This is a genomic window from Tumebacillus amylolyticus, from assembly GCF_016722965.1.
In the GTDB taxonomy this organism is placed as follows: domain Bacteria; phylum Bacillota; class Bacilli; order Tumebacillales; family Tumebacillaceae; genus Tumebacillus; species Tumebacillus amylolyticus.
Genome location: NZ_JAEQNB010000001.1, coordinates 812,168 through 837,552, shown reverse-complemented (window position 1 = coordinate 837,552; position 25,385 = coordinate 812,168). Strand labels below are relative to the sequence as shown.

Genomic DNA, 25,385 nt, shown 5'->3' with positions numbered 1-25,385 from the left:
TCATGCCGTTTCAAAACCTCGTTCCACAAATCGGGGTACAGAAAAAACAAGAACCCACCGTCAACGTCCCCACTTCTCCCGCACACCTTCAACCTTCACGTCTCTCGCAAGGTACGATCTTGCAGTTGCAACGTCTCCACGGCAACCGCGCCGTCTCGCAATGGTTGCAGCGCACGACCGCCATGCAGACGCCGGTCCAAGGGAAGTTCGCCAAACTACCCGACGAACTGTACCAAGATGAAGAAACGAATGACCTATACGAATTCGATCAACCACATCAACACCCCATCACCAAAATCATCACCTACGGACTGCGCCGCATCAAAGACGACTTGTACGTCTATGTCTACGACTCCGGCGAGGTCGTACCGGAAGATGACGCCCAACAAAGACTTCGTCTGAACAAGGACGACGACGCCTCATCCGACGACCACGACGATGACCCGGACGACTTTGTGTATCCGGAGATCAAAGACCTCTCCAACCTCAACGGAATGGAGCTCGATGCTCCCTCGAAGAAAAAAGCCAAAGCCGACCTCAATGCCGAAGACGTCAAAAACCGTGTCAACCGCAAACGAAAAACGAACTTCACCACCCAAGTCAGCCTCCTGCCCAATTCGGAAGGTGATACATCCGCCTCCAAGGAGCCGCTCTACAAATCCAACCAACTCTGGGTCGAAGACCTCCGCATCGGGGACAGCGACCGACCGGACACCCGCTTTGATACTCAAAAGTCACACACCGTCGCGTGGACGCTCGTGCGCGAGGAACTCAAATCCTTGAAGTCGCTCAACCTCCACGACGTCCTCACCTTCCTCGTCCACCGCCAGCGAGAACTGCACAAACTGGCGGACAACATGAAGACCACCCGCGACGAATCCAAGTTATCCGGCAAACAAAAAGTCGAGCTCATGGAGAAAAAGGAAATCGAGAAACTCTCGCTCGAATTAAGTTCGCCGGAGACCTACACAGGTCTTGACCAAGCGGACCACGCCACGACGATCTACGACTGGTCGTTGCGCGTCTCACAGCTGATCAAAGTGTACGTGCAAGCCTACCAACTCAGCAAAGCCGCGACCTACAGCGCCGGTCGTGCGATCGGCCACGGCGAATACTCGGCGCGCGAGCTCTTGCGCGCACATGAAAATTCCCTGCTGGGGGATCAAAAGGACTTCATCAACCCGAAGAACTACGATCCCACTGACTCCGCACCGGCCCGTTTGCAGAAAATCGAGACCGAGATCGCCAATGCGGCGAAAACTTTGCTCGATGTCAAACACAACCTCTCGCTCCCCGACGAAGCGTACAAATTTGCGGTCGGGCATTGGATTGAAGCTCTCTACCTGTCGTTCCCGACCGTCATGTCGAAGTGCAAAGACAAAATTCTGGAGGGCATTGATGTCTCGGACGCCACGAAGAAAAACACCGAAGACATCACCAAGATGCAAAGCAATCCGCGTCTCATCGCGAGCGAGACGTCCACCCTGCGCCAAGACCCCCCTGGCGCTTTGGGCACCGATTTCACTGCCAATGTCGCACTGATCCCGCTCACGGAGGACCCAGATGGTACAGGAAGCGTGAAAGCCCGTTTTGCCCAGAACGATGCAACCGAAGACAGAGAAACAAAAGTTCCGTCCTATCATGCCAAAAGCTTAGGGATCATGAGCTTGCAAATCTCCGACCTGGACCGTCCCGAGACTCGATTCCCCACCCAAATGTCCCATACGGTTGCGTGGACCTTGTTACGTGCCCGCATTCTCTCCTATCAGCGCAAAAATCTTGCGACCCTCCTGCAATTTCTGGGAGACGAGATGGAAAAACTCGCCGCGTTCAGCACAGACGGCGAAAAAGGCGCCTTTTCCCTGCTGGTTGACTCGTTTAAACAGTTGATCGCGTCAAGCAAATCTCAATGGCCGGTCAACGAATGGCAAGTGTTTGCGAGCGATCTCTTGCGCCGGTACGCGGTGATCTACCAAGCGGCCACCAGCACCACGTATGCCGACTCGACGACGTTTGGCAAAGCGGAAGGTCACGGAGAATCCTCCCACATGGCGTTGTTGCGCACCGTCGAAAAAAGCCTTCTCAACAAGGAAGCCCCCGCTTTCTCCGAAGACAAAATTGCAGAGTCTGCCTCCAAACTGCTCGACATCCACCCGGAACCCTCGCTCGATGTTCGCAATGCGAAGGCAGCCTATCACCATTGGTTTCAATCCCTCAAAGATACGTTCCCAAACGTCATGGCATCGTATGAAAAAGCGATCGACACCAAAGCTCTACAAAATGAATTCCCGCAGTCGGTCCAAGACAAGTCCGGTTTCAAAAACATCGAAGCTTGGTTCGCGTCCGCCTAAGAAAAAAAGCTCCCTGCCAACCTCGTGGCAGGGAGCTTTTTTTCCTCATGCTTGGGGAAACAGTTGTATGTACTCGCCATAACCTTCCTTCTCCAAGTCCTGCTTGGGGATGAAGCGAAGAGATGCCGAGTTGATGCAGAACCGCAGCCCGTCCGGACCCGGACCGTCGTCAAAGACATGGCCGAGGTGAGAGTCTGCCTGTTGGGAGCGAACTTCCATGCGCACCATGCCATGCGTTGTGTCCATCTGTCCTTTGACGTTGTTCATGTTCAGCGGCTTGGTGAAGCTCGGCCAACCGCAATCGGAGTCGAACTTGTCCAGCGAGGAAAACAGCGGCTCGCCCGAGACGATGTCCACGTAGATACCCTCGCCCTTGTGATTCCAGAACTCGTTGCGAAACGGCGGTTCGGTGCCGTTCTCTTGCGTGACGGCGTATTGGATCGGGGTCAAGCGCTCACGCAGTTCCCCTTGGTCTTTGCGCATCGACCAATGACGGTCGATAAAAGCGTCTCGTCCCGAGCCGGTACGGTAGCGTTTGTAGTGGGTCGGGTTTTTCTTGTGGTAGCCTTGGTGGTATTCCTCGGCGGGGTAGAAGACGCCCGCGGGCACGATCTGGGTCGCAATCGGCTTGTCAAAACGCCCACTCTCCGCGAGTTCGCGCTTCGACTCCTCCGCCAGTCGCTTCTGTTCTTCGTTGTGGGTAAAAATCGCCGTGCGGTACGACTCCCCACGATCATAAAACTGCCCGCCCGCATCGGTCGGGTCGATCTGACGCCAGAAGAGATCGAGCAGTTTTTGATACGGGAACACTTCCGGATCGAACGTAATCTGCACCGCTTCCGCATGTCCGGTCGTCTCCGAGCAGACTTCTTCGTAGGTTGGGTTTTCGGTGTGTCCCCCCGTGTAGCCGGACACGATCCCGTGAATCCCCGGCATCTCCTCAAACGGTGTCACCATGCACCAGAAGCACCCTCCGGCAAACGTCGCTTTTTCCATCGAAACAACCCCCTTTTCCTATTATTGTAGCATTGTTGGTCCTGTGCATGTATCAGAAAAAGAAGCCTGTCACAACGAGTGTGACAGGCTTTGTACTACGGTAAAATAATTGGCTTGTAAGCAAGAGCCTCATCGACGATCTCTTCTGCTTTAAGTTCCCGTTTATCCCAAAAGATCAAATCACTAACCTCTGGATGCAGTACATTACGTTCAAGCAGTTCGATCATGTTATGAATCTCTTCTTCAGACCCTTCAGCCTTCATGATCCCGATCCATTGCCATGGTGTACCTCCCCGCCCGTTAAAGTAGTCTACTTTAAGGGGCGCAATATACTGGGAATTACAATCCCCAGACAACTAGATTGTTGTGATACTCGAAACGCTCAATACAAATCCCAAAGTCCAATTCCGGATGCACGAGAACGAAATCTCGACGTCCGATGAAAAAGCCTGCGAAGTCCATCAACATTTGGAGGTGTTCCAAGTAATCAGAAACTTTGATTACCACAGCCCCGGAGTCTCGATCTTGAAGGTGAAGCAACACGACGTGTTCGTCCGAAACTTTCCCCAATTGAGAGTTCACTTGTACAAGGGCTTGGTAAGCCTCGTCGTGACCTTTGCCAAGTTGACGAGTCACTGGCAAGGTGGAGAGCAATTGATACAAGGTCTTGCTCAACGTTATCGTCTCGTCGACACTGAGAAAGGAATCGTATGTCACTGACGGAGAAAGGCACGTCAGTTGCCCTGCCAATTCTTTACGTTTGGCTTTGAGCTTTAACTGACGCATCTTTTCTTGCCTGTCCTGACTCATAAACTCACCTCCGCTTCTGTTTTAGATGAAACCGCCAAAGTCTTCCGGAAAATGTCCTTCATATTGTTGATAACGACCTTTATCGAACGGATTCCCTTTTGAATCATCTGCACCGTGGAAATGCGGTCCACGACCCATTTTATCTTCTTCATGCAGAATGATATATTTACTTTTCCCATCCACAAGGAACTCGTAGACGGTACGGTTTTCCGAGGTTCCATCGTAGACGTATCCATGTTTGAGAAATTGTGCAGAAACTGGGATACCAGCTGCACGCTTCGCCTCACGGAACGCTTGTCGACGGGTGACTTGCTGCACGACCTCATCTGCTGCTTTATTCGCTGCAAACAACTGCAGATTCAGTGTGATTCCGCGCTTTACTTCTTGTTTCGCTTCTTCTTTGGCTTCCTGCTTCACAAAGCCGCCGAACAGGGCGAATGCACCTTTGGCAAGGTACTTACCGCCAATCTTGGCGCCAGGAATCGGAATCAAGCCTGTTACAGAACCAATCCCTTCCGCCCAGCGGTCGCCGGTGGAGAGTGTTTGGCCAGTGACATAGTTGGTGCCGTTGAAAGCTTGTTGGAAGCCTTTGATCGTGCCGACCCACGGGATGAAGTCGAGCACGGTGTCGCCTGCTTTGGAAAGCGTCGAGTCGTCGCCGTCGCGGCTGAGTCCGAACGGATCAACGCCCGTGATCGGGTTGCCGTTGACAAAGGCGAAGTGGTTCATCGATTGGCCGTCTACCACATTGCCATTTACTACGTCCCGGTTTACAAATCGCTTGATTTCCGGGCTGTAATAACGAGCACGCATGTAGTACAGACCATTTGGATCCGTCACAACTCCATAACGTCCATTGTACAGGAAATGGTTTTCCGTCGTACCTTGGTGATCCATCAATTCCCCATACGGACCGTACATGTAGGTGTCGGTCAGTTCACCGCTCGCATCGGTCAGCGACGTCGTGCTGCCTCGACGGTCATAATGATAGACGCTGTACGAGCCGTCCACCGCTTCACGTCCCACCAATCCAAGGCCGTAGACGTAGCGTGAGATGATGTTGCCTTGCTCATCGGTTTCCATCAACACTTGCGAATACAGCGATTGAGGGTTGACCACGAAGTTCGTCGTCTTGCCATTGCCGCTGACAGCCGTGCGGATGTTCTCCGCGTTGTACGTATAGGTGTATCCACCCGCTGAAATCAAACGGTTGCGAGCGTCATACTGAAAATCTTGCAACATGCCGTTCATCGGAACGGTGAGCAAATTCCCATCTGCATCGTAGTTTACAGGAAGTCCGTTAAACGTCACAAGTCGGTTGTCCGACGTGTACGTCATCGTCGCATCCACCAACGGAGTCAGCGGTGCCACGTCCGGAGCATCGCCCGCCTACATAAAAAAAGAACCCTGTCGCAGAGACAGAATTCCTTTTACAGCAGGGATAATCTCCCCTATATGTGGAAAACATTGCATCGATGACGATTTTCCAATACTGGGGAAGGGGCTATGTGTCTTGGTCTCCCTTGAAGTCTTGATTCTCGTTGGTTCTTGGATTGCAACGGGCGTTTTGCTCTGGATGTACGTGCCCCAGGATAAACTGCGGGATGCGTGGCTGATTTTTTTGTCCAAGCAGGTCGTGACTTGCAGCGGGGGGTTGTTCGTTGTGGAGATGAGGTGGATTGAATACCCCGTTCGACTGCTCAGCTACGCCAACCGCACGAGTATCACGTTTGAGTTTTACGTGTATCCGGCACTTTGCGTGTTGTTCAACTTGCATTATCCCGAGGGCAAAGGCTTCTGGCGGGAATTGCTTCATTATGTGCTGTACACGTCTGCGATTACCGGAGTGGAGAAAATCTTGGAGAAGTACACCAATCTCATCACCTACGTGAAATGGGAGTGGTATTGGACGTTCCTGTCGATCCTGCTGACATTCTACCTCATTCATCGCTTCTATTTCTGGTATCGCAAGAGTCTCACCACGAGTACGGAGGATGCTCATGTCGGTTGAATTCATGGTCTTGAGTCTGTCTTGGATCATGCTCCCCTTGCTCTGGATGATGGTGCCCAAACAGAAAATCCACCACGCCTTGATTGCCGCGCTGTTTTGTCAGATGCTCGGGTGGGCGATCGATCTGACCGTCGTGCAAATGAGATGGGTGGAATACCCCGTCCGTGAATTTCCGCATGCCACTCGGTTTAATTTTTCGTTGTTCACCCTCTTCTACCCCACGCTGATTATGCTTTTCGTTTTGTATGCACCTCGCTCTCCGAGGAGACAGGCGGGGCATTTCCTCCTGTGCGCGTTGGGGTTGACGTTGTTTGCGGAACTTCTGAGAACGTACACGAATTTGAGTGCGTATCGACACTGGGCTTGGTACTGTTCATTTCTGACGTTTTCGTTGAAAATCTACGCCACGTTTTGGTTCACAAGATGGTTTCAAAAAGGGCTCGTGTCATGACAGCTTCCATACGTCCAAAGAGAGGAGTTTCACCGAGCCGCCCTCTGCAAACAGGTGCACGCCTTGGCTTGCTTCGTTTGGATAGATTCGACCTGTCAGCACGATCACGCCGTCGTTGGCGAAAACTTCAAGTGACGAGCGGTCGACGAACAGGTGGAGACGCAAGGTTTGCTGATCTCGTCCGTGGAGTTGTGCCCGTCGCACGCCTGCAACACCGGCTCCCGAGCGATTGCGGTCGAAGGTCAGGGTTGAAGTTTGCCTGGAGAATGAAACGACCGTCTCCTCCGCTCCCTCCTCAGAACAACGGACTTTGATCCCAAACGTTTCGGCTTCACAGGTGGTCAGGTCGAACTCGGCCAGGACCTCGAAGGCATCGCCTTTCACGCTTTGCAAAACCTGCGTGCCTGACGAGACCTCCACATCTTGCGCGTGAAAACCTTCTCCCCGCAGTGCTTCCAACTCCGGCACCGGCTTCATAAGCAGTCGGTCCTCATCCGTCAACTCCAAAAGTCGCGGAATCGTGAGCGCACCGGCCCAACCGTACTCCTGAGTCGGCATCGCCGATTCCCACATGTCCATCCACCCGATCAGAATTCGCCGACCCTGTTCATCGAGGAAGGTCTGTGCCGCGTAGAAGTCAAAGCCCTTGTCGAGTTCGGTGAAAGCCCCGTGCTCCAAACGCCCCGTCTCGTAGTCCAAATGGCCGACGAGATACCCGGTTTGGTGCAAGTTTTGGTAGAGGTCTCCCTGCGGCTCCATGCCTTGCGGGGAGAACACCAAGACTTCTTTGCCGTTCAGAGAAAAAAGATCGGGACACTCCCACATGTACCCAAGCGTTCCGTCGCTCTCTGCTGCCACGCCCATGTACGACCAGTCCCGCAAATTCTGCGAGCGGTAGAGCACGACTTTTCCGTCGTTGTCTTCCCGGGTGCCCAAGATCATGTACCAGAGATCGCCCTCCTTCCAAACTTTCGGGTCGCGCAGATGGCCCTGACAATCGAACGGGACGTCGGGGACTTGCAACTGCTCTGCGTCTTTGGTAAACGTCACCCCGTCACGGGAGGTTGCCAAGCACTGCTGTTGCCGAAGTTCGGTTTCTTGCTCGTTGGTCCAAACATTTCCGGTGTAGATCAGGGTCAACTCGCCCGCGTCGTTCACCACCGCACATCCGGAAAAACATCCGTCTCGGTCGTACTCTTCGCTGGGTGCCAACGCGATCGGCAGTCGCTCCCAATGAACCAAGTCCTTGCTTCTCACATGCCCCCAATGCATCGGGCCCCACTTCGGGGAGTCGGGGTGATGCTGGTAGAAGACGTGGTACTCCCCTTTGTATTGAATCAATCCGTTGGGGTCGTTGATCCAATTGGCAGGGGCCATGATGTGGTAGGCCAGACGGTGCGAGCCGAGTGTTTTTTGCGCGGCTTGGGTGACTCGGCGTTCTGCGTCTCTTGCTAGGTCTTGATGGCGTTCGTGACGATCCTGACTTTCCTGACGTGACATGGTGGGATTCCTCTCTTCCTGATTTCCTTTAGTTCGCGATGGGCGTTGGGTGGGTGAGGCTTGGGTCTGTTTGGAAGCCGATTTTATCCCCGTATTGGTTTATCAAGTTTGCCTTCGTCTCATCCGTCAAGGACGTGGCGTCGACGATGACTTTGTCTGCGGGTTCGTCGATGGACAGGGCAACCACGTCGTTGCCTTTGGTGAGCAACTTCGGGAGGTCTTGCGAGAGTTGGGATTGTACTTTTTTCAGCTCGGCGACCGGGTACTTGTAGTCGGTTTTGATCAGCAAGGAGTTCGAGGGCAGCGCTTTTTGCAGCCTTTTTGTCAGACGGTCCGTTTTGGCGTCTGTTGTGGAGAGCGCCAAGACGAACTTCGTCCCCTCCTTGTTGTCGATATAAAAAGAGCCGTATGGGTCCAAGTTTCCTACTTCTTCGGAAATGATGTTCTGCGCAATTGGCAGGTAGTTCTGTTCTTGGGTGCAGCCTACTACTAGCATGGACAGGATTGCGAGCATGGCGATCGATTTTTTCATATGCATATCGTATCGACCTGAAACGTCTGCTGTCAATGATTGCCTGTGTGGTAAGATGGGAGGAGCAGGTACATAGGAGAGTGAGGGCAAACAGGTGATGCACTATCTGGCGTTGTTACGAGGGATTAATGTAGGCGGGAATAAAAAGATCAAGATGGCCGAGCTGAAACAACTGCTGGAAACCAACGGGCTTGGACGTGTACAGACGTATATCCAAAGCGGCAACGTTCTGTTCGAATCGGAGGAAGACCCGCTGGCTCTCCAGACGAAAATCGAAACGGAGATCAAAAATGCGTTCGGCTTCTCCGTCGCTGTGATTTTGCGAACTGCGGATGAATTGAAACGCGTGATTGCGGATTGTCCGTACTCTCCGGATTCCTTGGCGGAGGGAGACTCCATCCACGTTACTTTTTTGGGGGAGGAGCCCTCGGAGAAGGACTTGGAAAAACTGTCTGCGGGGGCCAATGAATTCGACGAATACCAGATTCTCGGCCGCGAGATCCACATCTGGTACCGCCAACGAATTCTCGACTCCAAACTCACGAATCAACTGCAAAAACTCAAAGTACCCGCGTCCTCCCGCAACTGGAACACGGTGACGAAACTGGCGGAGATGATGCAAGCGATGGAGGTCTAAAAAAGAATGTCTTGGATCGTGGTGATCCAAGACATTCTTTTTTGGTGCTGCGTACGTTGCACCGAAAGTTGTTGTCATGTCGATTTGCATGGGTACAAGCCCAATTGAGCACCGGAGTGCTTTTTCCAACCGCTTAAAAGGCGTTCGATCATGACCCGCCTCCGAATTTGCGACATCGCGTTTTCGTAGAGTTATTCTATCTTTCTTCTTTACAAAGGGACATATAATCCCCAAAATCAGGGTACTTCTCCCAATTCTTCGCAACATCATCTACTGCTTCACGTTCTTCAACTTCTCCAGTTTTGAGATTCCTTTTTTCCATAACGATATGTCCATTGCTTTGGTACCCCAAAATCAAAGTGTCTGTTTCTACGTCCGTTTCGCCTTCATACTCCCAGAACATCACCGTCTTCAAAAATAGATCATCGCCAGCCTGCACTTCAAAATCATAATGTAGGTACTTACGGAGAAGTTCATCTAAAAAACTCACCGATACCCAACTATCCGTCAAGTTCACGATATACTTGGGCTTATCACCTTCACAATACACAGCGGTATACGATTCCCGCTTACTATGATGCAATTTCGCGCTACTTTCGTCGAGGATGTTCCAAGGCTTCTTTCTTATGCTTGACCATTTGTCGCAGTAAAAGAGTTTCATCAGTTGTACACCTTCCCATTAATATCACGTATTATGATAAACCTTTTGGTTGCTTCATCTAGTATTTTTTGAGGTATTGCTTGGAATTGTATTGGGACTTCTAACACCAATTCACCCTCTAAGCGACCACCTTTGAGTGCGTTTGGATTGAATCTTCCATCCGTTATTTTTGCACCGGAAGAATACTTTTTCGTAAACTCAGACAAGTAACTGAACGCTGTTTTTTCTTGGATTTCTGCAAGTTGAGTATATTTCCTAGAGACAATTTCCTTTCCTGGAACATAGGAATCCACGACATATTTTTGCCCGTCAACTACTACTTCTACTTCATTATACGGATAGCGCGGTCGATTTTCCTTATTAAAAGTATTTCCAGCATCCCATTGTTTCTTTAACCAGTCAGGGAGAGGTTTCTTTGCCGAGGCAGTACTTTCACTGTTCTTCGTAGAGGATGATTCTCCCGGTCCCACAGACTCGGACTGAGACTTCCTCGCCTCCATCAAGGCTTGGTCTTGCTTCAGATTGCTATACCCCTTATACGCAATCCCCGCTCCATAACCGGCTTCGGCGACACCAGCGACTGCTACTCCGGCTCCGGCGACGGCACCGACGCCTGTCCAGGAGAGGAGGACTCCGCCGGCCGCTCCTCCGGCTGCTACGAGGAGGCCGTCAAGGGCGGTGACCACGCCGATTCCTGTCGAGAGGTAGTCCCCGAAGATTTTTCCTTCCATATACTCATCGCTTCGCAGGTCCGCCTCATCATCGACCGCCCATTCCAACAGCCCCCACGAACTCGAAGAGGCAATCGAGTACACGGCACCGCTGACGAAATCCATCGCTTTTTCCCACCAAGGATGCACTTTCGGTGTAGAACTTGCACTAGCAGACGAATGATTCTGCACGGCATGTAAAAACAGCGAGTTCATCACCGACTCGATCTCTCGAAACGCAGATGCGGCCCGCTCGTCGTCCGCACGAGCCTCCATCTCCGCCGCGTAATACAAATCATGCGCACGCTGGCGGTAGTAATGGGCTTCACTCTCGTAATTCGGGTCTGAGGAGTTGAGACTTTGCAACTGCCACTCGACCTGCTGGGCTTGACGCTTGAGTTCTTGCACGTGGTCGTTCCGGTTCGCCAGCGTTTGAAGCTCGCTCGCCGTTCGCTCCAGAGCACCTGCCAACTGCTGCATGTCCTGCGCCATCTGCTCGTGAACATAGCAAAAGCTCTGCGCCGCGTCCCCTTTCCAGTACTGCAAGAGATGTTGCGCAGAATTGCTGTATCGCTTGGCCTGCCCTCTCATCTCGTTGGCACATGCACCAAACTGGTGTGCCGCATATCGTAGGTTATAAGAATCCGCATGAAACACGAGTACGTACACCCTTTTTCTCTCATCATACCAAATTGGAAAATACATGCACAGTAGACGATTCACATGGTACGATGACGGTACACAGACCCATTTACACAGGAGGGAATCTCCCCTTGAAAATAATAGTGCTCATCGCGGACGACAACTCCTTCACTCGGGAAGGCATGAAGATCATCCTGACGCGTTTGCGCTGGCGGAGACGTATCGGTTCAGCCGGAACAATGATACGCGGAAGTTTGTGTGAGGTGGGGAAGTTTTTTATGCTATACTTGTGGTGGAATTGGAATTTTTAGTAAATGAATAGATGAGGAGGCCAAGAGAATGTCAGGAATCAATGTCGAGATCCCGGCAATTATCAGCGTTGTCATTTTTCTAGTGGTCGCAATTTTTCAACTGTTACTCACCTTCGGTGCTCCCCTCGGCGAGGCCAGTTGGGGCGGGAAGCACAAGGGCGTTTTACCTGCAAATCTCCGATTCGCGAGTCTGGTTGGGGCGGTGTTGCTTGTTTGTATGGCATTGGTGGTGCTCGGGGATACAGACGTGATTTCTGTAGGGTTCCGGCCGCCTCATCTCTTGCTCTGGGTGATCACAGGGTTCATGGCGTTAAACACCCTAGGGAATCTCGCGTCGAAAAGTAAGTATGAGAAGATCATCATGACCCCGCTGACGGGAGTTGCGTTTGTGTCTTGTTTGCTGCTCTCCATTCATTGAGAGAACATAGAACGAAAAAGCCCTCGTGTCATTGGACATAGAGGGCTTTGTTCTACATCACCGAGCTTGGCTTGCTTGGTTTACATGGCCCGTAGTACTGCTACAGGACTTGTTGCAAAAACTTTTTCGTCCGCTCCTTCCGCGGCGAGTTGAATACCTGTTCGGGCGTGCCTTGTTCGACGAGACGACCATGGTCCATCACCACCACTTTGTCGGCCACTTCACGGGCGAACCCCATTTCATGTGTCACGACGATCATCGTCATGCCTTGATCGGCTAACTCTTTCATCACTTGCAAAACTTCGTTCACCAACTCGGGGTCGAGCGCAGAGGTTGGCTCATCGAACAACAGAGCATCGGGCTTCATCGCAAGTGCGCGGGCAATCGCCACGCGCTGCTTCTGCCCTCCGGACAATTGACTCGGATAGGCGTTCGCTTTGTCGGACAACCCGACCTGATCAAGCAATTCGCGGGCCCATTGCTCCGCCTCTTGCCGCGCTTGTTTTTTGACATATACAGGAGCTTCCATAATGTTCTCCAGTGCCGTTTTGTGCGGGAACAAGTGGAACTGTTGGAAGACCATGCCCAGATGTTGCCTGACCTCATTCAAATTGTCTTTGCGAGGGTTCACAAGTCCATCGTTTAACCAGATTTCCCCCTCTTGCACCTCTTCTAAAAAATTCAAGCAACGCAACAGCGTGCTTTTTCCAGAGCCGGAGGGTCCGATCAAGACCACCACTTCATTTTTTTTGACATGCAGGTCGATCCCGCGCAATACGTTCACGTCCCCGAATTTCTTATGCAAATTACGCACCCGGATCATGACACGCTTCCCCCTCGTACATCCAATTTTCGTTCCATCCGATGGACCAAGTAGGAGATTGCCAGCACAAGCACCAGATAATACAAACCGACCGCCATATACGTATCCAATTGCCTGAAGTTCGAAGCTGCTTCGCTCAGCGCAGTCCCCCACAAGTCGGACATACCGACGTAGGCCACCAACGATGAATCCTTGAGCCCGATAATAAACTGGTTACCAAGAGACGGAAGTGCCCGGCGAAACGCTTGTGGCAAGACGATGCGACGCATCGCCAACGGAGTATTCATCCCCAGAGAGCGAGCCGCTTCCATTTGTCCGCGATCAATCGACTGAATCGAACCGCGAAAAATTTCAGCGATGTACGCACCGCTGTGAATCCCCAGCGCCCATACTCCTGCCCAAAACGGGGAGAGGACAATCAACGACGAAATCCCAAAATACAGGATCGCAATCTGGACAATCAGCGGTGTTCCCCGAATCACCGCAATGTAGACATTGGCGAGAACTTGCAGCACGCGCAGAGAAGAAAGTCGGAAAAAAGCAAACAAAAGACCGATCACACATCCGATCAAAAGCGACATGGCAGTCAAGCGCAACGTGAGCAACATCGCTTGCAAAAACAAACCGGACGATGATTGCAAGATTTCAAACAACGAACATCCCTCCGTTTCCAAAAGAGTAGGACGCCAAATCCAGATCCGGCGTCCAATCAGTAGTAGGAATTAGTGCTGGGTATCGCTTTGGCCGAGGATGTTGCGGCCGAACCATTTCTGGCTTATTTTCTCGTAGGTCCCGTCCTTCTCGATTTCCTGAAGGGCCTTGTTCAGTTTGTCTCGCAGTTCTTGGTCCCCTTTTCGAACGGCGATCCCTTGGTCATCATGAGTCAACGGTTCCCCCACCGGCTTGATTTTCAACACGCCTTCCTTGATCCCGCGGAAACCAACCATTTGATCGGTGATGACCACATCCAATCGTTTCGTTGGCAAGTCCATCAAAGCTGTCAGGTCGCTGTCGTACGTGGACACGTGATCGCTGTACTGTTCGGCCAAAGTTTTGTACGTACTCGCCTTGACCACCCCGATGCGCTTGCCTTGGAGGTCGGTCGGAGTTTGTACATCGTTGCTGTCGGATCGCACGAAAATCTGCGCACCCGAACGGTAATACGGGTCGGTGAAGTCCACCGCTTTTTCCCGTTCCTTGGTGATGGTCATACTGCCGAGGATCGCGTCGTATTTTTTGGCCTGCAAGCCTTGAATCAACGTTTCCCAGGGGTTGGTCACCGGCTCCGGCTTCATGCCCATCTTATCCGCCAGCGCTTGCCCGATCTCGACGTCAAACCCTTGCAAGTTGCCATTTTCTTTGAAATTAAACGGTTTGTACAACCCGCTCATCGCATAGTGAAACACCGGTTTTTCATCCGCTTGCTCCGCAGTGGCGGAGGTCGCCGTGTCTTTGGTGCCGCACCCGCTGACGACAAGTGTCAACAAAAGTGCAGCGCCAAACGATCCCATCCCCCAAGTCTTCATGACCAAGCCCCCTTTGTTTTCTTGAGAACTTTGCCCCATACGTTCATGTCTTCAAAGTTGCCACAGATGTGACAATTGTTGACGAGACGACCGCCGTATCGATAGCCCTCTTGGTGCAGAGCTGCATTCATTCCGAAGGAACGGGCCCGTGCGATGCTGAACGCGTTCACGATGTTGCGCTCGATCAAACGATCTTCCAAATGGCGCAAGAGGTGGCGCATCAGACCCCGTCCACGATACGCATCATCTGTCGCGCAATTCGTCATCTCGGCGTTGCGGTACTCCGCGTCGATTTCAGCAGCGGCTGCCGACACGATCTCGCCGTTCACTTCGATCACAGAAAACGGATTGACCACCAGCGACTTTTTCAAGTAAGCCGGTTCGGTCAAAGGGCTTGGATAACTGGCAAAGACCTTCCGATAGAGGGCTGCCAGTTGAGGAATATCGCGTGCCGTCGCTTGGCGAACTTGAAATGGCACGCTCAGAGGAGGAAGGGAGTGCCCCTCTGTCCGTAGTACGTCTTCGAGTAACGAGTCTTCCTTGACCCAATGAGCCGCCTCCCTTCTTTCAGACGTTAAAAAGCGGCTCATATAATACACGGGGCCATCTTGCCAATACTGATCGACCGTCGCTTCCAAGACAAATCCTTGCTGCATCAGGAAACGCACTTCTTGCTCTCTGGACAGCAGGACGACTTTTTGAAACGGTTGTGCTTGCATCTCTTTGTGCATCCGACGTTTAAGTGCCGGCCACATGTCCGTGCGAAAGTTTCGGATCAAAATTCGCTGGTTCAAGGCATCGACCGTTACGGTCGGCTCTTGGACGAGCGGCATTTGACGCAACGCTTTTTCCGGTTTAGCCACGTCGTTCCCCCCTTTTCAGGCCGATTGGCTCCAAGGCGAGTTGACGGTCATTGAGCAACGCCGCGATTCCGATCTCCTCCTCTTGCGATCCATGATGATCATGTGTGCAAGTCGGCGGACATCCGGAGTCTTCGTAAGTCGGTTCGTGATACGTGCTGATCACGCCTTCGAAATTGCGGAGCACGATCTTGGCGTGCCCTTGCGAGATGACGTAGTTCGGCATGACCGGAATCTTGCCTCCGCCGCCCGGTGCATCGACAACATACGTAGGGACGGCGTACCCGGACGTGTGTCCGCGCAACTGTTCCATAATTTCTAAACCTTTGGCGACGGTCGTACGGAAATGCTGAATGCCTTCGGACAGATCGCATTGGTAGATGTAGTACGGACGGACTCGGTGTCGAACACAACGATGTAGCAAGTCTTTCATCACATGCACACAGTCGTTCACACCGCGCATCAGCACCGATTGGTTTCCAAGCGGTATGCCGGCATCTACGATTTTTTCACACGCTTCAATCGCCTCGGATGTGAATTCGGCAGGATGATTGAAATGCGTGTTGATCCAGACCGGATGGTACTTCCGCAACATCTGCACGAGGTCGTCGGTGATTCGCTGCGGGAAAACGACGGGGGCTCGTGTGCCGATCCGAATGATTTCCACATGCGGGATGGCTCGCAGTTCCGAGATGATGTATTCCAACGTGCGGTCGTTTACCAGCAGACCGTCCCCACCGGAGAGCAAAACATCCCGAATCTTCGGTGTATTGCGAATATATTCAATTGCTTTGTCGAGCTGTTGCTTCGGCACCGAATGCCCGACTTGCCCGGAGAATCGGCGACGTGTACAGTGTCTGCAATACATGGAGCATTGGTTGGTGATCAAAAAGAGAACTCGATCGGGGTAGCGATGGGTCAGACCGGGAGCTGGAGAATCCTCATCTTCATGCAAGGGGTCTGCCATGTCCCAAGGCGTTCGTTCAATCTCGTGGGAGATTGGAACCGCTTGGAGACGAATCGGACAATTCGGATCGTCCGGGTCCATCATCATCGCATAGTAGGGGGTGATGCGTAGGGGGATGGAATCATTGACGTGCGCGATCCCGACTCGTTCTTCTTCAGTCAGGGGAATCACCTGTTCCAACTGTTCCAAGGTATTGATCGTATGGGTAAGTTGCCACATCCAATCGTTCCACTCGTCGTCAGTCACGTCTTTCCATAGGGGGATGTCACGATAATGCCGTTTGTTCACAACAGGATGGGTTCGTACGATACCTTTGCTGTTCATTCTTACCTCCCTCATAAATCTCGTCTTGATAAAGTTCAAAATTCTTTGCTACTTAATCGTACCGAAACCTAGCTTGTCTGGGCAATGTGGCTCAGATAGAGTGAGTCCCCCTGACTCGGGAGGAGGCAGGGTCAGGGGGAGTGACCTTGGATTTATAGCTAATTCTTCCCATATCCTGCCGATTCGTACAGAGGTTGACACAGATTCGGAGCTGTTTAGCGTGTGGGGAAATGAAGTAAAGTGAGGCTTACCTACAGTTTCGGGATCTGAATCGACTTACTTTTCTACTTACTGCTCCCCTTAGGCACACCACTCACGTTCCTCCAACATGCCTCCGCTGACGGGGACGGGGAGCTGGTTCGAAGACCGAAGAGACCGCAATAAGTTCAGCGGGTTTAAGCAGACCTGTTTTTGAACAAGTAGAACTCAAAAAAGATGCACCCCATTTCACGGGCGCATCTTTTTTCATTTTTACTTCCCATTGTCCGCGCGAACCTGCTCAAACCACTCTGAAACAATGTCGTCTGCAGTTTTGTCAGGGTCGGGAGTATAAACTAAATCATACTTGTACTCTGCCACCAGTTTATTTTTTTCTACATCATACACAAGCTTCATTTCCGTTGGCATCTCACGACTGTATTTCTTGCACAAATTTATCAAACCTAAGATATTATCATTGATCACCCTCACAACGCCACGTTGCCTTTCTACGGATGTGTCATATGCAAAGTTTGCGTTTTGAGTCAGGGCATCATTAAGCTTATTCTTCTTAACGATTTGCCCATTAATACAATAGAAGAAGTTACTCGAAATCATCCCTTCTTCGTGCGAGCAATAAATATAAATTTTATCTGCTCGGTCACGAACGTATTCCAAGCAGATCGAAACCATATCCGCCTGTAATTCACTGAAAGTATCCTCGAAAATTTTCTGCATCTACTTCCCTCCTAATTGATGATCATTTTTTCAAAATAATCCCCATCTATCTCATATTGCACTTTAAACCTAGATGGCCTCACATTATCTTCTGTATATTCTACCAGCACGTTAACTTTCACCTGTTTCCCATCTTTTATCGCGTTTGCCCACTGATTTTCTAATCTTTTGTATTGGCTTAAATTAACACTGCTAGATTGAGAAACTAAATTATCCAACTCTGGCGAACCACCAAATCGATCCCCGGCAAGATGTCCTGCATGATCCCCCTCTTTTTTCCCTGGTGTATTGGGGTTATGATCAAGCCGGTTTTCTCTTTTGGTCAACTGTAAGTCGCCAGCCTCAAACTTACTGAGCCTTCCCAATTCATCAGTCTCATAAAAATAATCATATTCCCCTGCTCGATATTGGATATTCGGTTTTAAATTACCACTTTCATCAAATGGCACATCTTCAAAGGTTTCCTCACTTGGCTTGCTTGGTTTTGGTGTCGAATCTCCGGTCGAAGAAGGCTTCGATTCAGACCTACGAGCCTCCATCATCGCTTTGTCATTTTGAAGGTTCGTGTACCCTTTTACAGCCACTCCGGCACCATAGGCAGACTCCGCGACACCGACTACTGAAATTCCGGCTCCAGCGACAAGACCTACGCCTGTCCAAGAAAAAAGAGCACCACCAACCGCTCCTCCAGCCGCCACGAGTAAACCATCTATTGCCGTTACTACTCCGAGCCCCGTTGAAAGATAGTCCCCGAAGATCTTGCCTTCTACATACTCATCACTTCGGAGATCGGCATCATCATCGACTGCGAGCTCCAACAACCCCCACGATTCCGAGGCCGCGACTGAGTATACAGCACCGCTCAGGAAGTCCATCGCTTTTTCCCACCAATGACGTTCCTTCAGTGCAGAATTGACTGGTTGGTGAAAGTGAACAGCCGTTACGAAGAGTGAGTTCGTGACTGACTCAATCTCTCGAAATGCACTCACTGCTCTCTCTTCCGCCACACGGGCTTCCATCTCAGCCGCATAATAAAGGTCATGCGCGCGCTGGCGTATGCTGGAAGCTTGACTCCCATAGTGTGGGTCTGAAGAATCGAGATACTCCAACTGCCATTCAACCTGCTGAGCCTGCCTCTTCAACTCTTGAATATGGTCGTTCCGGCTGGCTAGTGTTTGGAGTTCACTTCCCGTTCGCTCCAAAGCATCCGCCAATTTTTGCAAATCCACCGCCATCTGTTCATGGACGTGGCTGAAATTTTGAGCAGCCTGTCCTTTCCAATAGTGTAAAAGATTCTGCGCTGAATCGCTATACCGTTTTGCCAGCCCTCTCATTGCATCAGCGCCTGCAATAAATTGGTGTGCTGAATATCGAAGGTTGTATGAATCCGCTAGACGAAGCGCTTGCAAAGGGTGTGATGATGGATACTCCACCTGCCACAGGTAGCACTCGGGTCGAAATATTTCATTATTCTTGTTGATACTAAAATAATAATGATAGAATCAATTATCATCAAAAAAAGCGGAGGTGCTGATTCTGGCTACGTATAAGCAAATTCAATCATTTGTAAAACAGAAATACGGCTACGTTCCAAAACCGTGTTGGATTGCTCATATGAAAGAAGTTTGTGGGCTTCCCCTAAGATTGTCACCGAATAGAATCTCTCCCAGTTCAAGGGTCCATCCTTGTCCGATCGAGAAACAAGATGCATTAAAAGAAACCTTCCTTCATTTCAAAATGATTTGAGGCAAGACACCAAGCCTTGCTCTTAGATTCTTGACATCGTAATCCTCACCACTGTACTTGTTGCGGGGATATTTCATACGTAACCGTGGTACAATTACCCAGAATGAGCACAGCAAGATAGAGAGGAGACACGATGACAATGGGTCAAGAAAGTATAAAAACAGGATGGAACTTTGACAACAGCTATGCACGACTTCCGCAAACCTTTTTTACCAGCCACAACCCAACCCCTGTACGCGCGCCAAAGTTGGTCATTCTCAATCATCCATTGGCAACATCTCTGGGTTTAGACATACAGGCTCTGCAAAGCGAAGATGGGGTCGCCGTGTTCGCCGGCGACCGAGTTCCCGAAGGTTCCGCACCACTTGCGCAAGCGTATGCGGGGCATCAATTCGGTCATTTTACGAAGTTAGGGGACGGCAGGGCTCTGCTGATCAGCGAACAGATCACGCCTGCAGGTGAGCGGTTTGACATCCAGCTCAAAGGTGGCGGATGGACGCCCTACTCGCGTGGAGGTGACGGTCGAGCGGCACTTGGGCCGATGTTGCGCGAATACATCATCAGCGAAGCCATGCATGCGCTTGGCATTCCGACCACCCGCAGTCTCGCAGTAGTAGCAACTGGTGAGAAAGTCATCCGCGAAACCTACCTGCCCGGTGCCGTTCTGACCCGTGTTGCTTCGAGCCATCTGCGTGTCGGAACCTTCCAATACGCTGCCAAATGGGGCACTGTCGAGGAGCTCCGGACCCTTGCGGATTATGCTGTTCAACGTCACTATCCGGAAGCCGCAGATGCTGAGAACCGCTATCTCGCCTTGCTTCAAGCCGTCATCAAGCGTCAAGCCGCACTGATTGCGAAGTGGCAACTGGTTGGCTTTATCCACGGCGTGATGAACACCGACAACATGACCATCAGTGGGGAAACCATCGATTACGGTCCGTGCGCCTTCATGGATGCCTATGACCCGGCGACGGTCTTCAGTTCCATCGACGTGCAAGGCCGCTATGCGTATGGCAATCAGCCGTATATCGGCGGGTGGAATCTGGCGCGTTTTGCGGAGACTCTCTTGCCGTTACTGCATGACGAGGAGGAGCAAGCGATCCAAATCGCCCAGGCTGCGATTGCCGAGTACAATGAGTTGTATCAACGGAATTGGTTTGCGGGAATGCGCGCCAAACTGGGGCTCTTTACCGAAGAGAAAGAGGATGAGTCCCTTTTTGAAAACCTGCTCAGCATGATGCAGACGCACCGTGCGGACTATACCAATACCTTCCGTGCCTTAACGTTTGGTACGCTGGAGGACACCGCCCTTTTTGGAACCCCGGAATTTACGCAGTGGCATGAGCAATGGCAGGCGCGACTCGACAGACAGCAGGAATCGAAAGCCGATTCCCAAGAGTTGATGCGCAACAGCAACCCTGCGGTCATCCCACGCAACCACCGAGTCGAAGCGGCTCTTGCAAGCGCCTCGGAACACGGAGACTACAGCGTGATGGAAAAACTTCTTGCTGTTCTCGCAACCCCCTTCGCGCACACCCCCGAACAGGCGGATTACACCGAACTGCCTGCGCCGTCAGACCGTCCGTACCGAACATTTTGCGGGACTTAATACGTACGAAAAAACGCGCCCAAGAGGACGCGTTTTTTTTATAAAAGTTTGGTCACACGGATGGTATAATACGCTCATCGCAAAACGTTTCCATCGGCTACTTTTTATGAAGGAGATATAGAATATTGACTCCCAAAAACGCAGAAAACGACCCTCTCGACATGACTAAATCTTCTATCCCCACAACCCTAATCGCAAAACTTCGTTCCGCCGGCTGTGTCTTTGCCGAGGAGGAGGCTGAACTGCTCGTCTCCACTGCTCAGACACAGACCGAGCTCGATGAAATGGTAGACAAGCGAGTCGCCGGATTGCCCCTTGAACACATCGTCGGTTGGGCGGATTTTTACGGATTGCGAATCTCTGTGGAATCAGGAGTCTTCGTCCCCCGCCGCCGAACCGAGTTCCTCGCCAGCCAAGTGATCCAACTCTCCCGCCAAACTGCCAACCCTGTCGTCGTAGAACTTTGTTGCGGCACTGGCGCGGTGGCAGCGGTACTGGCCGCAAGCCTAAACAACGTCGAATTGTACGCCGCAGATATCGACCCGGCTGCGGTCCGGTGTGCCCGTCGCAACATCGACGCCAATGGTCACGTATTCGAAGGTGACCTCTACGACCCATTGCCCGCCACATTGCAAGGCCGTGTCAACGTACTGATCGCAAACGCCCCCTATGTTCCCACCGAGGCGATTGAATTGATGCCTCCGGAGGCGCGCATTTATGAGGCACGAGTAGCTCTCGACGGAGGCACAGACGGACTTGACATCCAACGACGTGTAGCCGCCGCCGCACCACTCTGGCTGGCACCGGGCGGTCACTTGCTGGTCGAAACCAGTGAGCGGCAAGCACCGCTAACTCTCGAAATCTTCGCTACCAACGGTCTCATCCCGCAAGTGATCACCTCCGATGAACTGGACGCAACCGTCGTCATCGGAACCAAACCGCCCTGTGACACTCCCACCAACTAGAAGAGCAAGAAACAGGACGAATTCGAATCTCTCCCTTGCTATAGTAGGTCTATCACTCACGAGGGGGTAGCACCATGGCGACGATCAACCTTTCCTTCGAAGAAATGTGGGAGAAAATCATCGCGTGTGACAGCGCCTACGATGGTTTGTTCTACACAGCGGTAAAAACGACAAAAATTTATTGTCGCCCTTCCTGCAAAGCCAGAAAGCCCAAACAAGTCAACGTCACCTTCTATCTCACCATGCCCGAAGTAGAAGCGGCTGGTTACCGACCTTGTAAAAGATGCCAGCCGGAGCGAGACCGCTCCCCTCAGATGGACCTGATCACAAACGTCATGGCATTCTTGGTCGAGCATCACAAACAAAAGCTGGTCTTACCAGACATCGCGAAGCAAACGGGTGTCAGTCCTTTTTATCTGGAAAGACTGTTCAAACAGATGACCGCCGAAACACCTCGTACATATTTAGAAAAAATCCGAGTCGACAAAGCGGCCCATCTTCTCGCCCACTCCGAAAAAACGAACCTCGAAATTTGCTACGAAGTGGGATTCCAAAGCCCTTCGAATTTTTATCGAGCATTTCGTAGAATCAAACAATGCTCCCCCAGTGAATATCGGCTGATGGCCCATACGAATCCGAAGAGGTAAGCATCCTACACGAGTTCGAGACGCATCACGACTCGGCGTGTGGTGGGTCTGGTTACCTCCCGGAAACCGGCTGCAACAAAGGCTTTGTGACTCCCGACATGAAGCTCACCCCAAGTGATTTCTTCTCCCTGCACGGTGACCATCGGATACCCTTCAATGGCACGGGCACCTTGCTTCTGAGCAAAGTCTACGGCAGCTCGCGTGAGGGCGTAAGTAATCCCGCGCCGACGATAGCCCTTGCGCACGACGAAGCACGTGATGGTCCATACGCCTTTGTCGGACTTGTCCTCGTCCCGTTCCGCCCACGGAACTCGGCTCTTCAGTAGATTGGGGTAGGCGATCCTGGGCTCAACCGCACACCATCCGACCGGTTGACCGTCCAGGTACGCGACAAGTCCGCTGGTTGTGCTCGACTCCGGCTCCCCGCAATTGCTCTCTGCGCGAAGCAAGAAGGCACGCTCGTCATCTTCCACCTCGCGCCACTTCGAAGCAGGGATTTTGAACCTCTGGCAATAGCACCGTCCCCCGTGGCACCGAGCCGAGCCGAGCACGGCGTCCAAGTCGTCCCAGGACGCATCATTGGCGGGCACGACCGAGATTTCCAAATTGGATTCTCTATTTGTAGTCAATGGCTGATCCTCCACACTTCAATTTCTGACTCAACTATTCGCCAAACGTCCGACGACTCCTCTGAAAGTCTTTTTACAAAAAAAACAGCCTGTCCCGAATCCTACTGATCCGGCAGGCTGTTTTTTTCGTATCATCCTGTACTACCCACTCGTGTCTTGTTAATAAAATGGAGAAGTTCGTCACACTTCTCAACCGGAAGCGGGGGAGAGAACAGATACCCTTGCATCTGGTCACAGCCGCGCTCCATGAGATACCCCAACTGCTCCTCCGTCTCGACACCCTCCGCGATGACATGGAGATTCAAACTGTGCGCCATCGCGATGACCGAGGCCACGATTGAAGCATCGTCCTCGTCCGTGGTGATATCGCGCACGAACGAACGGTCGATTTTCAACATGTGGATCGGGAAGTGCTTGAGGTAGCTCAACGACGAATACCCCGTCCCGAAGTCGTCCAGCGAAATCTGGATGCCCAACTGCTTCAACCCGTGCATCGTCGAAATCGCGCGGTCGACATTGTGCATCGTCGTGCTCTCGGTGATCTCCAAATCCAAGCAATGCGCGTCGAGTTCCGTCTCCCGCAACACCCGTGCCACCGTCTCTACGAGATCGTCGCTCTGAAACTGCCGAGCGGACAAGTTCACGGCCGCCCGCAGATTCGGGAACACACGCTGCCAACTCTTCACCTGCTCGCACGACTTTCGCAACACCCACTCGCCGATCGGGACGATCAGGCCGCTCTCTTCCGCTAAAGGGATAAACTCCGCAGGCGAAACCATCCCCCGCGTCGGGTGTTGCCAGCGAACCAACGCTTCCAACCCGAATACGATCCCCGTGGACGAGTTGACCTGCGGCTGGTAGTAGACGACGAATTCCTCACGCTCCAACGCTTTGCGCAAGTCGTGCTCCAACGCCAGTCGCTCCGTCACCTGCTTGTTCATCGCCGATTGGAACAGTTGGTAGTTGTTCCGCCCGTTCTCCTTGGCCCGATACATCGCCGTATCTGCATGGCGCACCAACTGCTCCGCCCCGGACCCGTCGTTCGGGTAGAGCGAGATGCCGATGCTTGACGTGATGAAAATCTCGTTGCCATCCAACACGAACGGTCGTTGCAACGTCTGAATCACTTGCTGCGCCGCTTCGGTCACCTCTTGGACATCCTTGACATTCGGGAGCAACGCCGTGAATTCATCCCCGGAAATGCGGGAAAAAATCGCATCCGCCTCCACCGTCGTCATCAACCGTTCCGAAACCGCCTGCAACAACCTGTCGCCGATGCCGTGCCCGAACGTATCGTTGATGAACTTAAAGCGGTCGAGGTCAAAAAACATCACCGCCAGCATCTGCCCGCGCGTTCTCGCCCGCTCCAACTCCTGATCCAAACGCTGTTCAAACAACACGCGGTTCGGCAAGTCGGTCAACACATCGTAGAACGCCATCTTGCGCACCCGTTCATCTGCCAGTTTTTGCTTCGTAATGTCCTTGCCGATCCCGTAGACACCCACGATCTCACCGTTGATGTACATCGGAACGAACTTGACTAAAAAGTCGTTGCAACCTCCATCGGGTTTCAAGGTTCGGCACTCAAACTCCGTCGCTTCGCCCTGAACCGCACTTCGGAAATTCTGAACGACCAACTCGATGTCTTCCGGCACGATGATGTTCGCATAGCCCTTGCTCTGCAACGCTTCCAAACTGTAGCCCATCACGCGTTCACAAGCCGGATTCGACGTCAAGAAGCGGCCGTCAATGTCCATCGTATAGACGGCGTCTTGGTTATGTTCAAACAGTGAGCGATAGAGTTGCTCCTTGTCCTTGAGTCGCTGTTCGGTGACCCGTTGTTCGCCAATGATCTTCACGACATAGAACACGGCGAGCGTCGTGAAGACACTGTCCATCAACCAATACGTGTCCGTCTTGCTCCCCGTCCACCGCCAAGCATCTCCCAAATACCAAACGAACAGCAGGTACAGTTGGTAGACCAACACCGAGCCCACCGCAGTCGCGACCGTAACCAACCGCCAATCTCGGAACCTGCGCACGGCGGAAATCGTCCAGACCGTCGCCACACTTCGTATCAATATGGAGAGCATGTAATACAGACTCATGAAGTCACCCCCCGCCCCTTGTATGATCGATCGCAATCGCGTCTTTTTCATTCGAATTCTTTTGCACTTACTTTCGACGTGATTCTTGTCGTTTCCTGTCTATTGCGAACAATTCTTTCCTTCGATGCAACTAAAATTCTTCAATAGGGGTATGAAATATCAGGTATACAAAAAAGAAGTATTCAGTATACAATACCTATACAAAACAAAAACAA

The 25,385-nt window shown here is 51.9% G+C and carries 25 protein-coding genes; 8 read left to right on the top strand and 17 right to left on the bottom strand.

The genetic code is table 11. From position 1 onward, the window contains the following. Positions 1-2 precede the first annotated feature (2 nt). Positions 3-2,351, top strand: coding sequence for a hypothetical protein (locus JJB07_RS03880; protein ID WP_201631277.1), 2,349 nt, complete (start codon positions 3-5; stop codon positions 2,349-2,351). A 45-nt stretch (positions 2,352-2,396) separates the two neighbouring features. On the opposite strand, the gene msrA is transcribed toward JJB07_RS03880, so the two are convergent. The 4 genes from msrA to JJB07_RS03865 all read right to left on the bottom strand — a co-directional run bounded on the left by msrA (position 2,397) and on the right by JJB07_RS03865 (position 5,528). Continuing rightward, positions 2,397-3,347, bottom strand: a complete 951-nt coding sequence (msrA, locus tag JJB07_RS03875) for a peptide-methionine (S)-S-oxide reductase MsrA (RefSeq protein WP_201631275.1) — start codon at positions 3,345-3,347, stop codon at positions 2,397-2,399. Between the two features lie 95 nt (positions 3,348-3,442). Then, complete coding sequence (locus tag JJB07_RS24170) at positions 3,443-3,610, bottom strand: bacteriocin immunity protein (protein ID WP_488266381.1); 168 nt, start codon at positions 3,608-3,610, stop codon at positions 3,443-3,445. Positions 3,611-3,686: 76 nt separating this feature from the next. Then, positions 3,687-4,133 (bottom strand): YxiF family protein, encoded by a 447-nt coding sequence (locus JJB07_RS03870; protein ID WP_430727213.1) that lies wholly within the window; start codon positions 4,131-4,133, stop codon positions 3,687-3,689. A gap of 45 nt (positions 4,134-4,178) precedes the next feature. Next, complete coding sequence (locus tag JJB07_RS03865) at positions 4,179-5,528, bottom strand: RHS repeat-associated core domain-containing protein (protein WP_201631271.1); 1,350 nt, start codon at positions 5,526-5,528, stop codon at positions 4,179-4,181. Positions 5,529-5,670: 142 nt separating this feature from the next. Between JJB07_RS03865 and JJB07_RS03860 the strand changes: the two genes are divergently transcribed. Both JJB07_RS03860 and JJB07_RS03855 read left to right on the top strand, forming a co-directional pair. Further along, the gene (locus JJB07_RS03860) at positions 5,671-6,168 is read left to right on the top strand and encodes a CBO0543 family protein (RefSeq protein ID WP_236587593.1); all 498 of its coding nucleotides are present in this window, start codon (positions 5,671-5,673) and stop codon (positions 6,166-6,168) included. Next, positions 6,158-6,619, top strand: a complete 462-nt coding sequence (locus JJB07_RS03855; RefSeq protein ID WP_201631269.1) for a CBO0543 family protein — start codon at positions 6,158-6,160, stop codon at positions 6,617-6,619. The genes JJB07_RS03860 and JJB07_RS03855 overlap by 11 nt, the downstream gene beginning before the upstream one ends. On the opposite strand, the gene JJB07_RS03850 is transcribed toward JJB07_RS03855, so the two are convergent. Both JJB07_RS03850 and JJB07_RS03845 read right to left on the bottom strand, forming a co-directional pair. Further along, entirely contained in the window at positions 6,614-8,119 is a 1,506-nt protein-coding gene (locus JJB07_RS03850; protein WP_201631267.1) for a glycoside hydrolase family 32 protein, read from the bottom strand. The genes JJB07_RS03855 and JJB07_RS03850 overlap by 6 nt on opposite strands. A 28-nt stretch (positions 8,120-8,147) precedes the next feature. Continuing rightward, positions 8,148-8,657, bottom strand: a complete 510-nt coding sequence (locus JJB07_RS03845; RefSeq protein WP_201631265.1) for a hypothetical protein — start codon at positions 8,655-8,657, stop codon at positions 8,148-8,150. An 88-nt stretch (positions 8,658-8,745) separates the two neighbouring features. Here JJB07_RS03845 and JJB07_RS03840 point away from each other — a divergent pair, with 88 nt between their 5' ends. Beyond that, on the top strand, positions 8,746-9,288 hold the full coding sequence (locus JJB07_RS03840) for a DUF1697 domain-containing protein (protein ID WP_201631263.1): 543 nt from the start codon (positions 8,746-8,748) through the stop codon (positions 9,286-9,288). Between the two features lie 196 nt (positions 9,289-9,484). Here the strand turns inward: JJB07_RS03840 and JJB07_RS03835 are convergent, their stop codons facing one another. Continuing rightward, a complete protein-coding gene (locus JJB07_RS03835) occupies positions 9,485-9,949 on the bottom strand; it encodes a hypothetical protein (RefSeq protein ID WP_201631261.1) in 465 nt (154 codons plus the stop codon). Next, on the bottom strand, positions 9,949-11,316 hold the full coding sequence (locus tag JJB07_RS03830; RefSeq protein WP_201631260.1) for a WXG100 family type VII secretion target: 1,368 nt from the start codon (positions 11,314-11,316) through the stop codon (positions 9,949-9,951). The genes JJB07_RS03835 and JJB07_RS03830 overlap by 1 nt, the downstream gene beginning before the upstream one ends. 324 nt (positions 11,317-11,640) lie before the next feature. Between JJB07_RS03830 and JJB07_RS03825 the strand changes: the two genes are divergently transcribed. Continuing rightward, positions 11,641-12,030 carry a hypothetical protein gene (locus JJB07_RS03825; RefSeq protein WP_201631259.1) on the top strand — a complete coding sequence of 130 codons (390 nt, stop codon included), beginning with the start codon at positions 11,641-11,643 and terminating at the stop codon, positions 12,028-12,030. Between the two features lie 100 nt (positions 12,031-12,130). On the opposite strand, the gene JJB07_RS03820 is transcribed toward JJB07_RS03825, so the two are convergent. From JJB07_RS03820 to JJB07_RS03790, 7 genes are all read right to left on the bottom strand, one after another. Continuing rightward, positions 12,131-12,853 (bottom strand): amino acid ABC transporter ATP-binding protein, encoded by a 723-nt coding sequence (locus tag JJB07_RS03820; protein ID WP_201631258.1) that lies wholly within the window; start codon positions 12,851-12,853, stop codon positions 12,131-12,133. Then, complete coding sequence (locus JJB07_RS03815; protein WP_201631257.1) at positions 12,850-13,506, bottom strand: amino acid ABC transporter permease; 657 nt, start codon at positions 13,504-13,506, stop codon at positions 12,850-12,852. The genes JJB07_RS03820 and JJB07_RS03815 overlap by 4 nt, the downstream gene beginning before the upstream one ends. 69 nt (positions 13,507-13,575) lie before the next feature. Continuing rightward, on the bottom strand, positions 13,576-14,379 hold the full coding sequence (locus JJB07_RS03810) for an ABC transporter substrate-binding protein (RefSeq protein WP_201631256.1): 804 nt from the start codon (positions 14,377-14,379) through the stop codon (positions 13,576-13,578). Next, on the bottom strand, positions 14,376-15,242 hold the full coding sequence (gene ablB / locus JJB07_RS03805; RefSeq protein ID WP_201631255.1) for a putative beta-lysine N-acetyltransferase: 867 nt from the start codon (positions 15,240-15,242) through the stop codon (positions 14,376-14,378). The genes JJB07_RS03810 and ablB overlap by 4 nt, the downstream gene beginning before the upstream one ends. Beyond that, positions 15,235-16,530 (bottom strand): lysine 2,3-aminomutase, encoded by a 1,296-nt coding sequence (gene kamA / locus JJB07_RS03800; RefSeq protein ID WP_201631253.1) that lies wholly within the window; start codon positions 16,528-16,530, stop codon positions 15,235-15,237. Before kamA ends, ablB begins: the two co-directional genes overlap by 8 nt. Positions 16,531-17,001: 471 nt before the next feature. Then, a complete protein-coding gene (locus JJB07_RS03795; protein ID WP_201631252.1) occupies positions 17,002-17,466 on the bottom strand; it encodes a DUF600 domain-containing protein in 465 nt (154 codons plus the stop codon). A gap of 11 nt (positions 17,467-17,477) precedes the next feature. Further along, on the bottom strand, positions 17,478-18,899 hold the full coding sequence (locus JJB07_RS03790; protein ID WP_201631251.1) for a DNA/RNA non-specific endonuclease: 1,422 nt from the start codon (positions 18,897-18,899) through the stop codon (positions 17,478-17,480). A gap of 452 nt (positions 18,900-19,351) precedes the next feature. Between JJB07_RS03790 and JJB07_RS03785 the strand changes: the two genes are divergently transcribed. The 3 genes from JJB07_RS03785 to JJB07_RS03775 all read left to right on the top strand — a co-directional run bounded on the left by JJB07_RS03785 (position 19,352) and on the right by JJB07_RS03775 (position 22,433). Beyond that, positions 19,352-20,821 carry a protein adenylyltransferase SelO gene (locus tag JJB07_RS03785; RefSeq protein WP_430727203.1) on the top strand — a complete coding sequence of 490 codons (1,470 nt, stop codon included), beginning with the start codon at positions 19,352-19,354 and terminating at the stop codon, positions 20,819-20,821. A 161-nt stretch (positions 20,822-20,982) separates the two neighbouring features. Continuing rightward, on the top strand, positions 20,983-21,786 hold the full coding sequence (locus tag JJB07_RS03780; protein WP_201631249.1) for a putative protein N(5)-glutamine methyltransferase: 804 nt from the start codon (positions 20,983-20,985) through the stop codon (positions 21,784-21,786). 74 nt (positions 21,787-21,860) lie between these two features. Further along, entirely contained in the window at positions 21,861-22,433 is a 573-nt protein-coding gene (locus JJB07_RS03775) for a bifunctional transcriptional activator/DNA repair enzyme AdaA (protein WP_201631248.1), read from the top strand. 5 nt (positions 22,434-22,438) lie between these two features. On the opposite strand, the gene JJB07_RS03770 is transcribed toward JJB07_RS03775, so the two are convergent. Both JJB07_RS03770 and JJB07_RS03765 read right to left on the bottom strand, forming a co-directional pair. Then, positions 22,439-23,062: a GNAT family N-acetyltransferase gene (locus tag JJB07_RS03770; RefSeq protein WP_201631247.1), complete on the bottom strand. Its 624-nt coding sequence runs from the start codon at positions 23,060-23,062 to the stop codon at positions 22,439-22,441. A 131-nt stretch (positions 23,063-23,193) separates the two neighbouring features. After that, the gene (locus JJB07_RS03765; RefSeq protein ID WP_201631245.1) at positions 23,194-25,170 is read right to left on the bottom strand and encodes a putative bifunctional diguanylate cyclase/phosphodiesterase; all 1,977 of its coding nucleotides are present in this window, start codon (positions 25,168-25,170) and stop codon (positions 23,194-23,196) included. Positions 25,171-25,385: the final 215 nt, after the last annotated feature.

What these genes read in the sequence shown, in the direction of transcription:
- msrA (WP_201631275.1), bottom strand. Translation starts at nt 3,347, where the DNA reads ATGGAAAAAGCGACGTTTGCCGGAGGGTGCTTCTGGTGCATGGTGACA.
- JJB07_RS03795 (WP_201631252.1), bottom strand. Translation starts at nt 17,466, where the DNA reads ATGCAGAAAATTTTCGAGGATACTTTCAGTGAATTACAGGCGGATATG.
- JJB07_RS03825 (WP_201631259.1), top strand. Translation starts at nt 11,641, where the DNA reads ATGTCAGGAATCAATGTCGAGATCCCGGCAATTATCAGCGTTGTCATT.
- JJB07_RS03810 (WP_201631256.1), bottom strand. Translation starts at nt 14,379, where the DNA reads ATGAAGACTTGGGGGATGGGATCGTTTGGCGCTGCACTTTTGTTGACA.
- JJB07_RS03835 (WP_201631261.1), bottom strand. Translation starts at nt 9,949, where the DNA reads ATGAAACTCTTTTACTGCGACAAATGGTCAAGCATAAGAAAGAAGCCT.
- JJB07_RS03785 (WP_430727203.1), top strand. Translation starts at nt 19,352, where the DNA reads ATGGGTCAAGAAAGTATAAAAACAGGATGGAACTTTGACAACAGCTAT.
- JJB07_RS03765 (WP_201631245.1), bottom strand. Translation starts at nt 25,170, where the DNA reads ATGAGTCTGTATTACATGCTCTCCATATTGATACGAAGTGTGGCGACG.
- kamA (WP_201631253.1), bottom strand. Translation starts at nt 16,530, where the DNA reads ATGAACAGCAAAGGTATCGTACGAACCCATCCTGTTGTGAACAAACGG.
- JJB07_RS03820 (WP_201631258.1), bottom strand. Translation starts at nt 12,853, where the DNA reads ATGATCCGGGTGCGTAATTTGCATAAGAAATTCGGGGACGTGAACGTA.
- JJB07_RS24170 (WP_488266381.1), bottom strand. Translation starts at nt 3,610, where the DNA reads ATGAAGGCTGAAGGGTCTGAAGAAGAGATTCATAACATGATCGAACTG.
- JJB07_RS03775 (WP_201631248.1), top strand. Translation starts at nt 21,861, where the DNA reads ATGGCGACGATCAACCTTTCCTTCGAAGAAATGTGGGAGAAAATCATC.
- JJB07_RS03850 (WP_201631267.1), bottom strand. Translation starts at nt 8,119, where the DNA reads ATGTCACGTCAGGAAAGTCAGGATCGTCACGAACGCCATCAAGACCTA.
- JJB07_RS03880 (WP_201631277.1), top strand. Translation starts at nt 3, where the DNA reads ATGCCGTTTCAAAACCTCGTTCCACAAATCGGGGTACAGAAAAAACAA.
- JJB07_RS03780 (WP_201631249.1), top strand. Translation starts at nt 20,983, where the DNA reads ATGACTAAATCTTCTATCCCCACAACCCTAATCGCAAAACTTCGTTCC.
- JJB07_RS03870 (WP_430727213.1), bottom strand. Translation starts at nt 4,133, where the DNA reads ATGCGTCAGTTAAAGCTCAAAGCCAAACGTAAAGAATTGGCAGGGCAA.
- JJB07_RS03845 (WP_201631265.1), bottom strand. Translation starts at nt 8,657, where the DNA reads ATGCATATGAAAAAATCGATCGCCATGCTCGCAATCCTGTCCATGCTA.
- JJB07_RS03855 (WP_201631269.1), top strand. Translation starts at nt 6,158, where the DNA reads ATGTCGGTTGAATTCATGGTCTTGAGTCTGTCTTGGATCATGCTCCCC.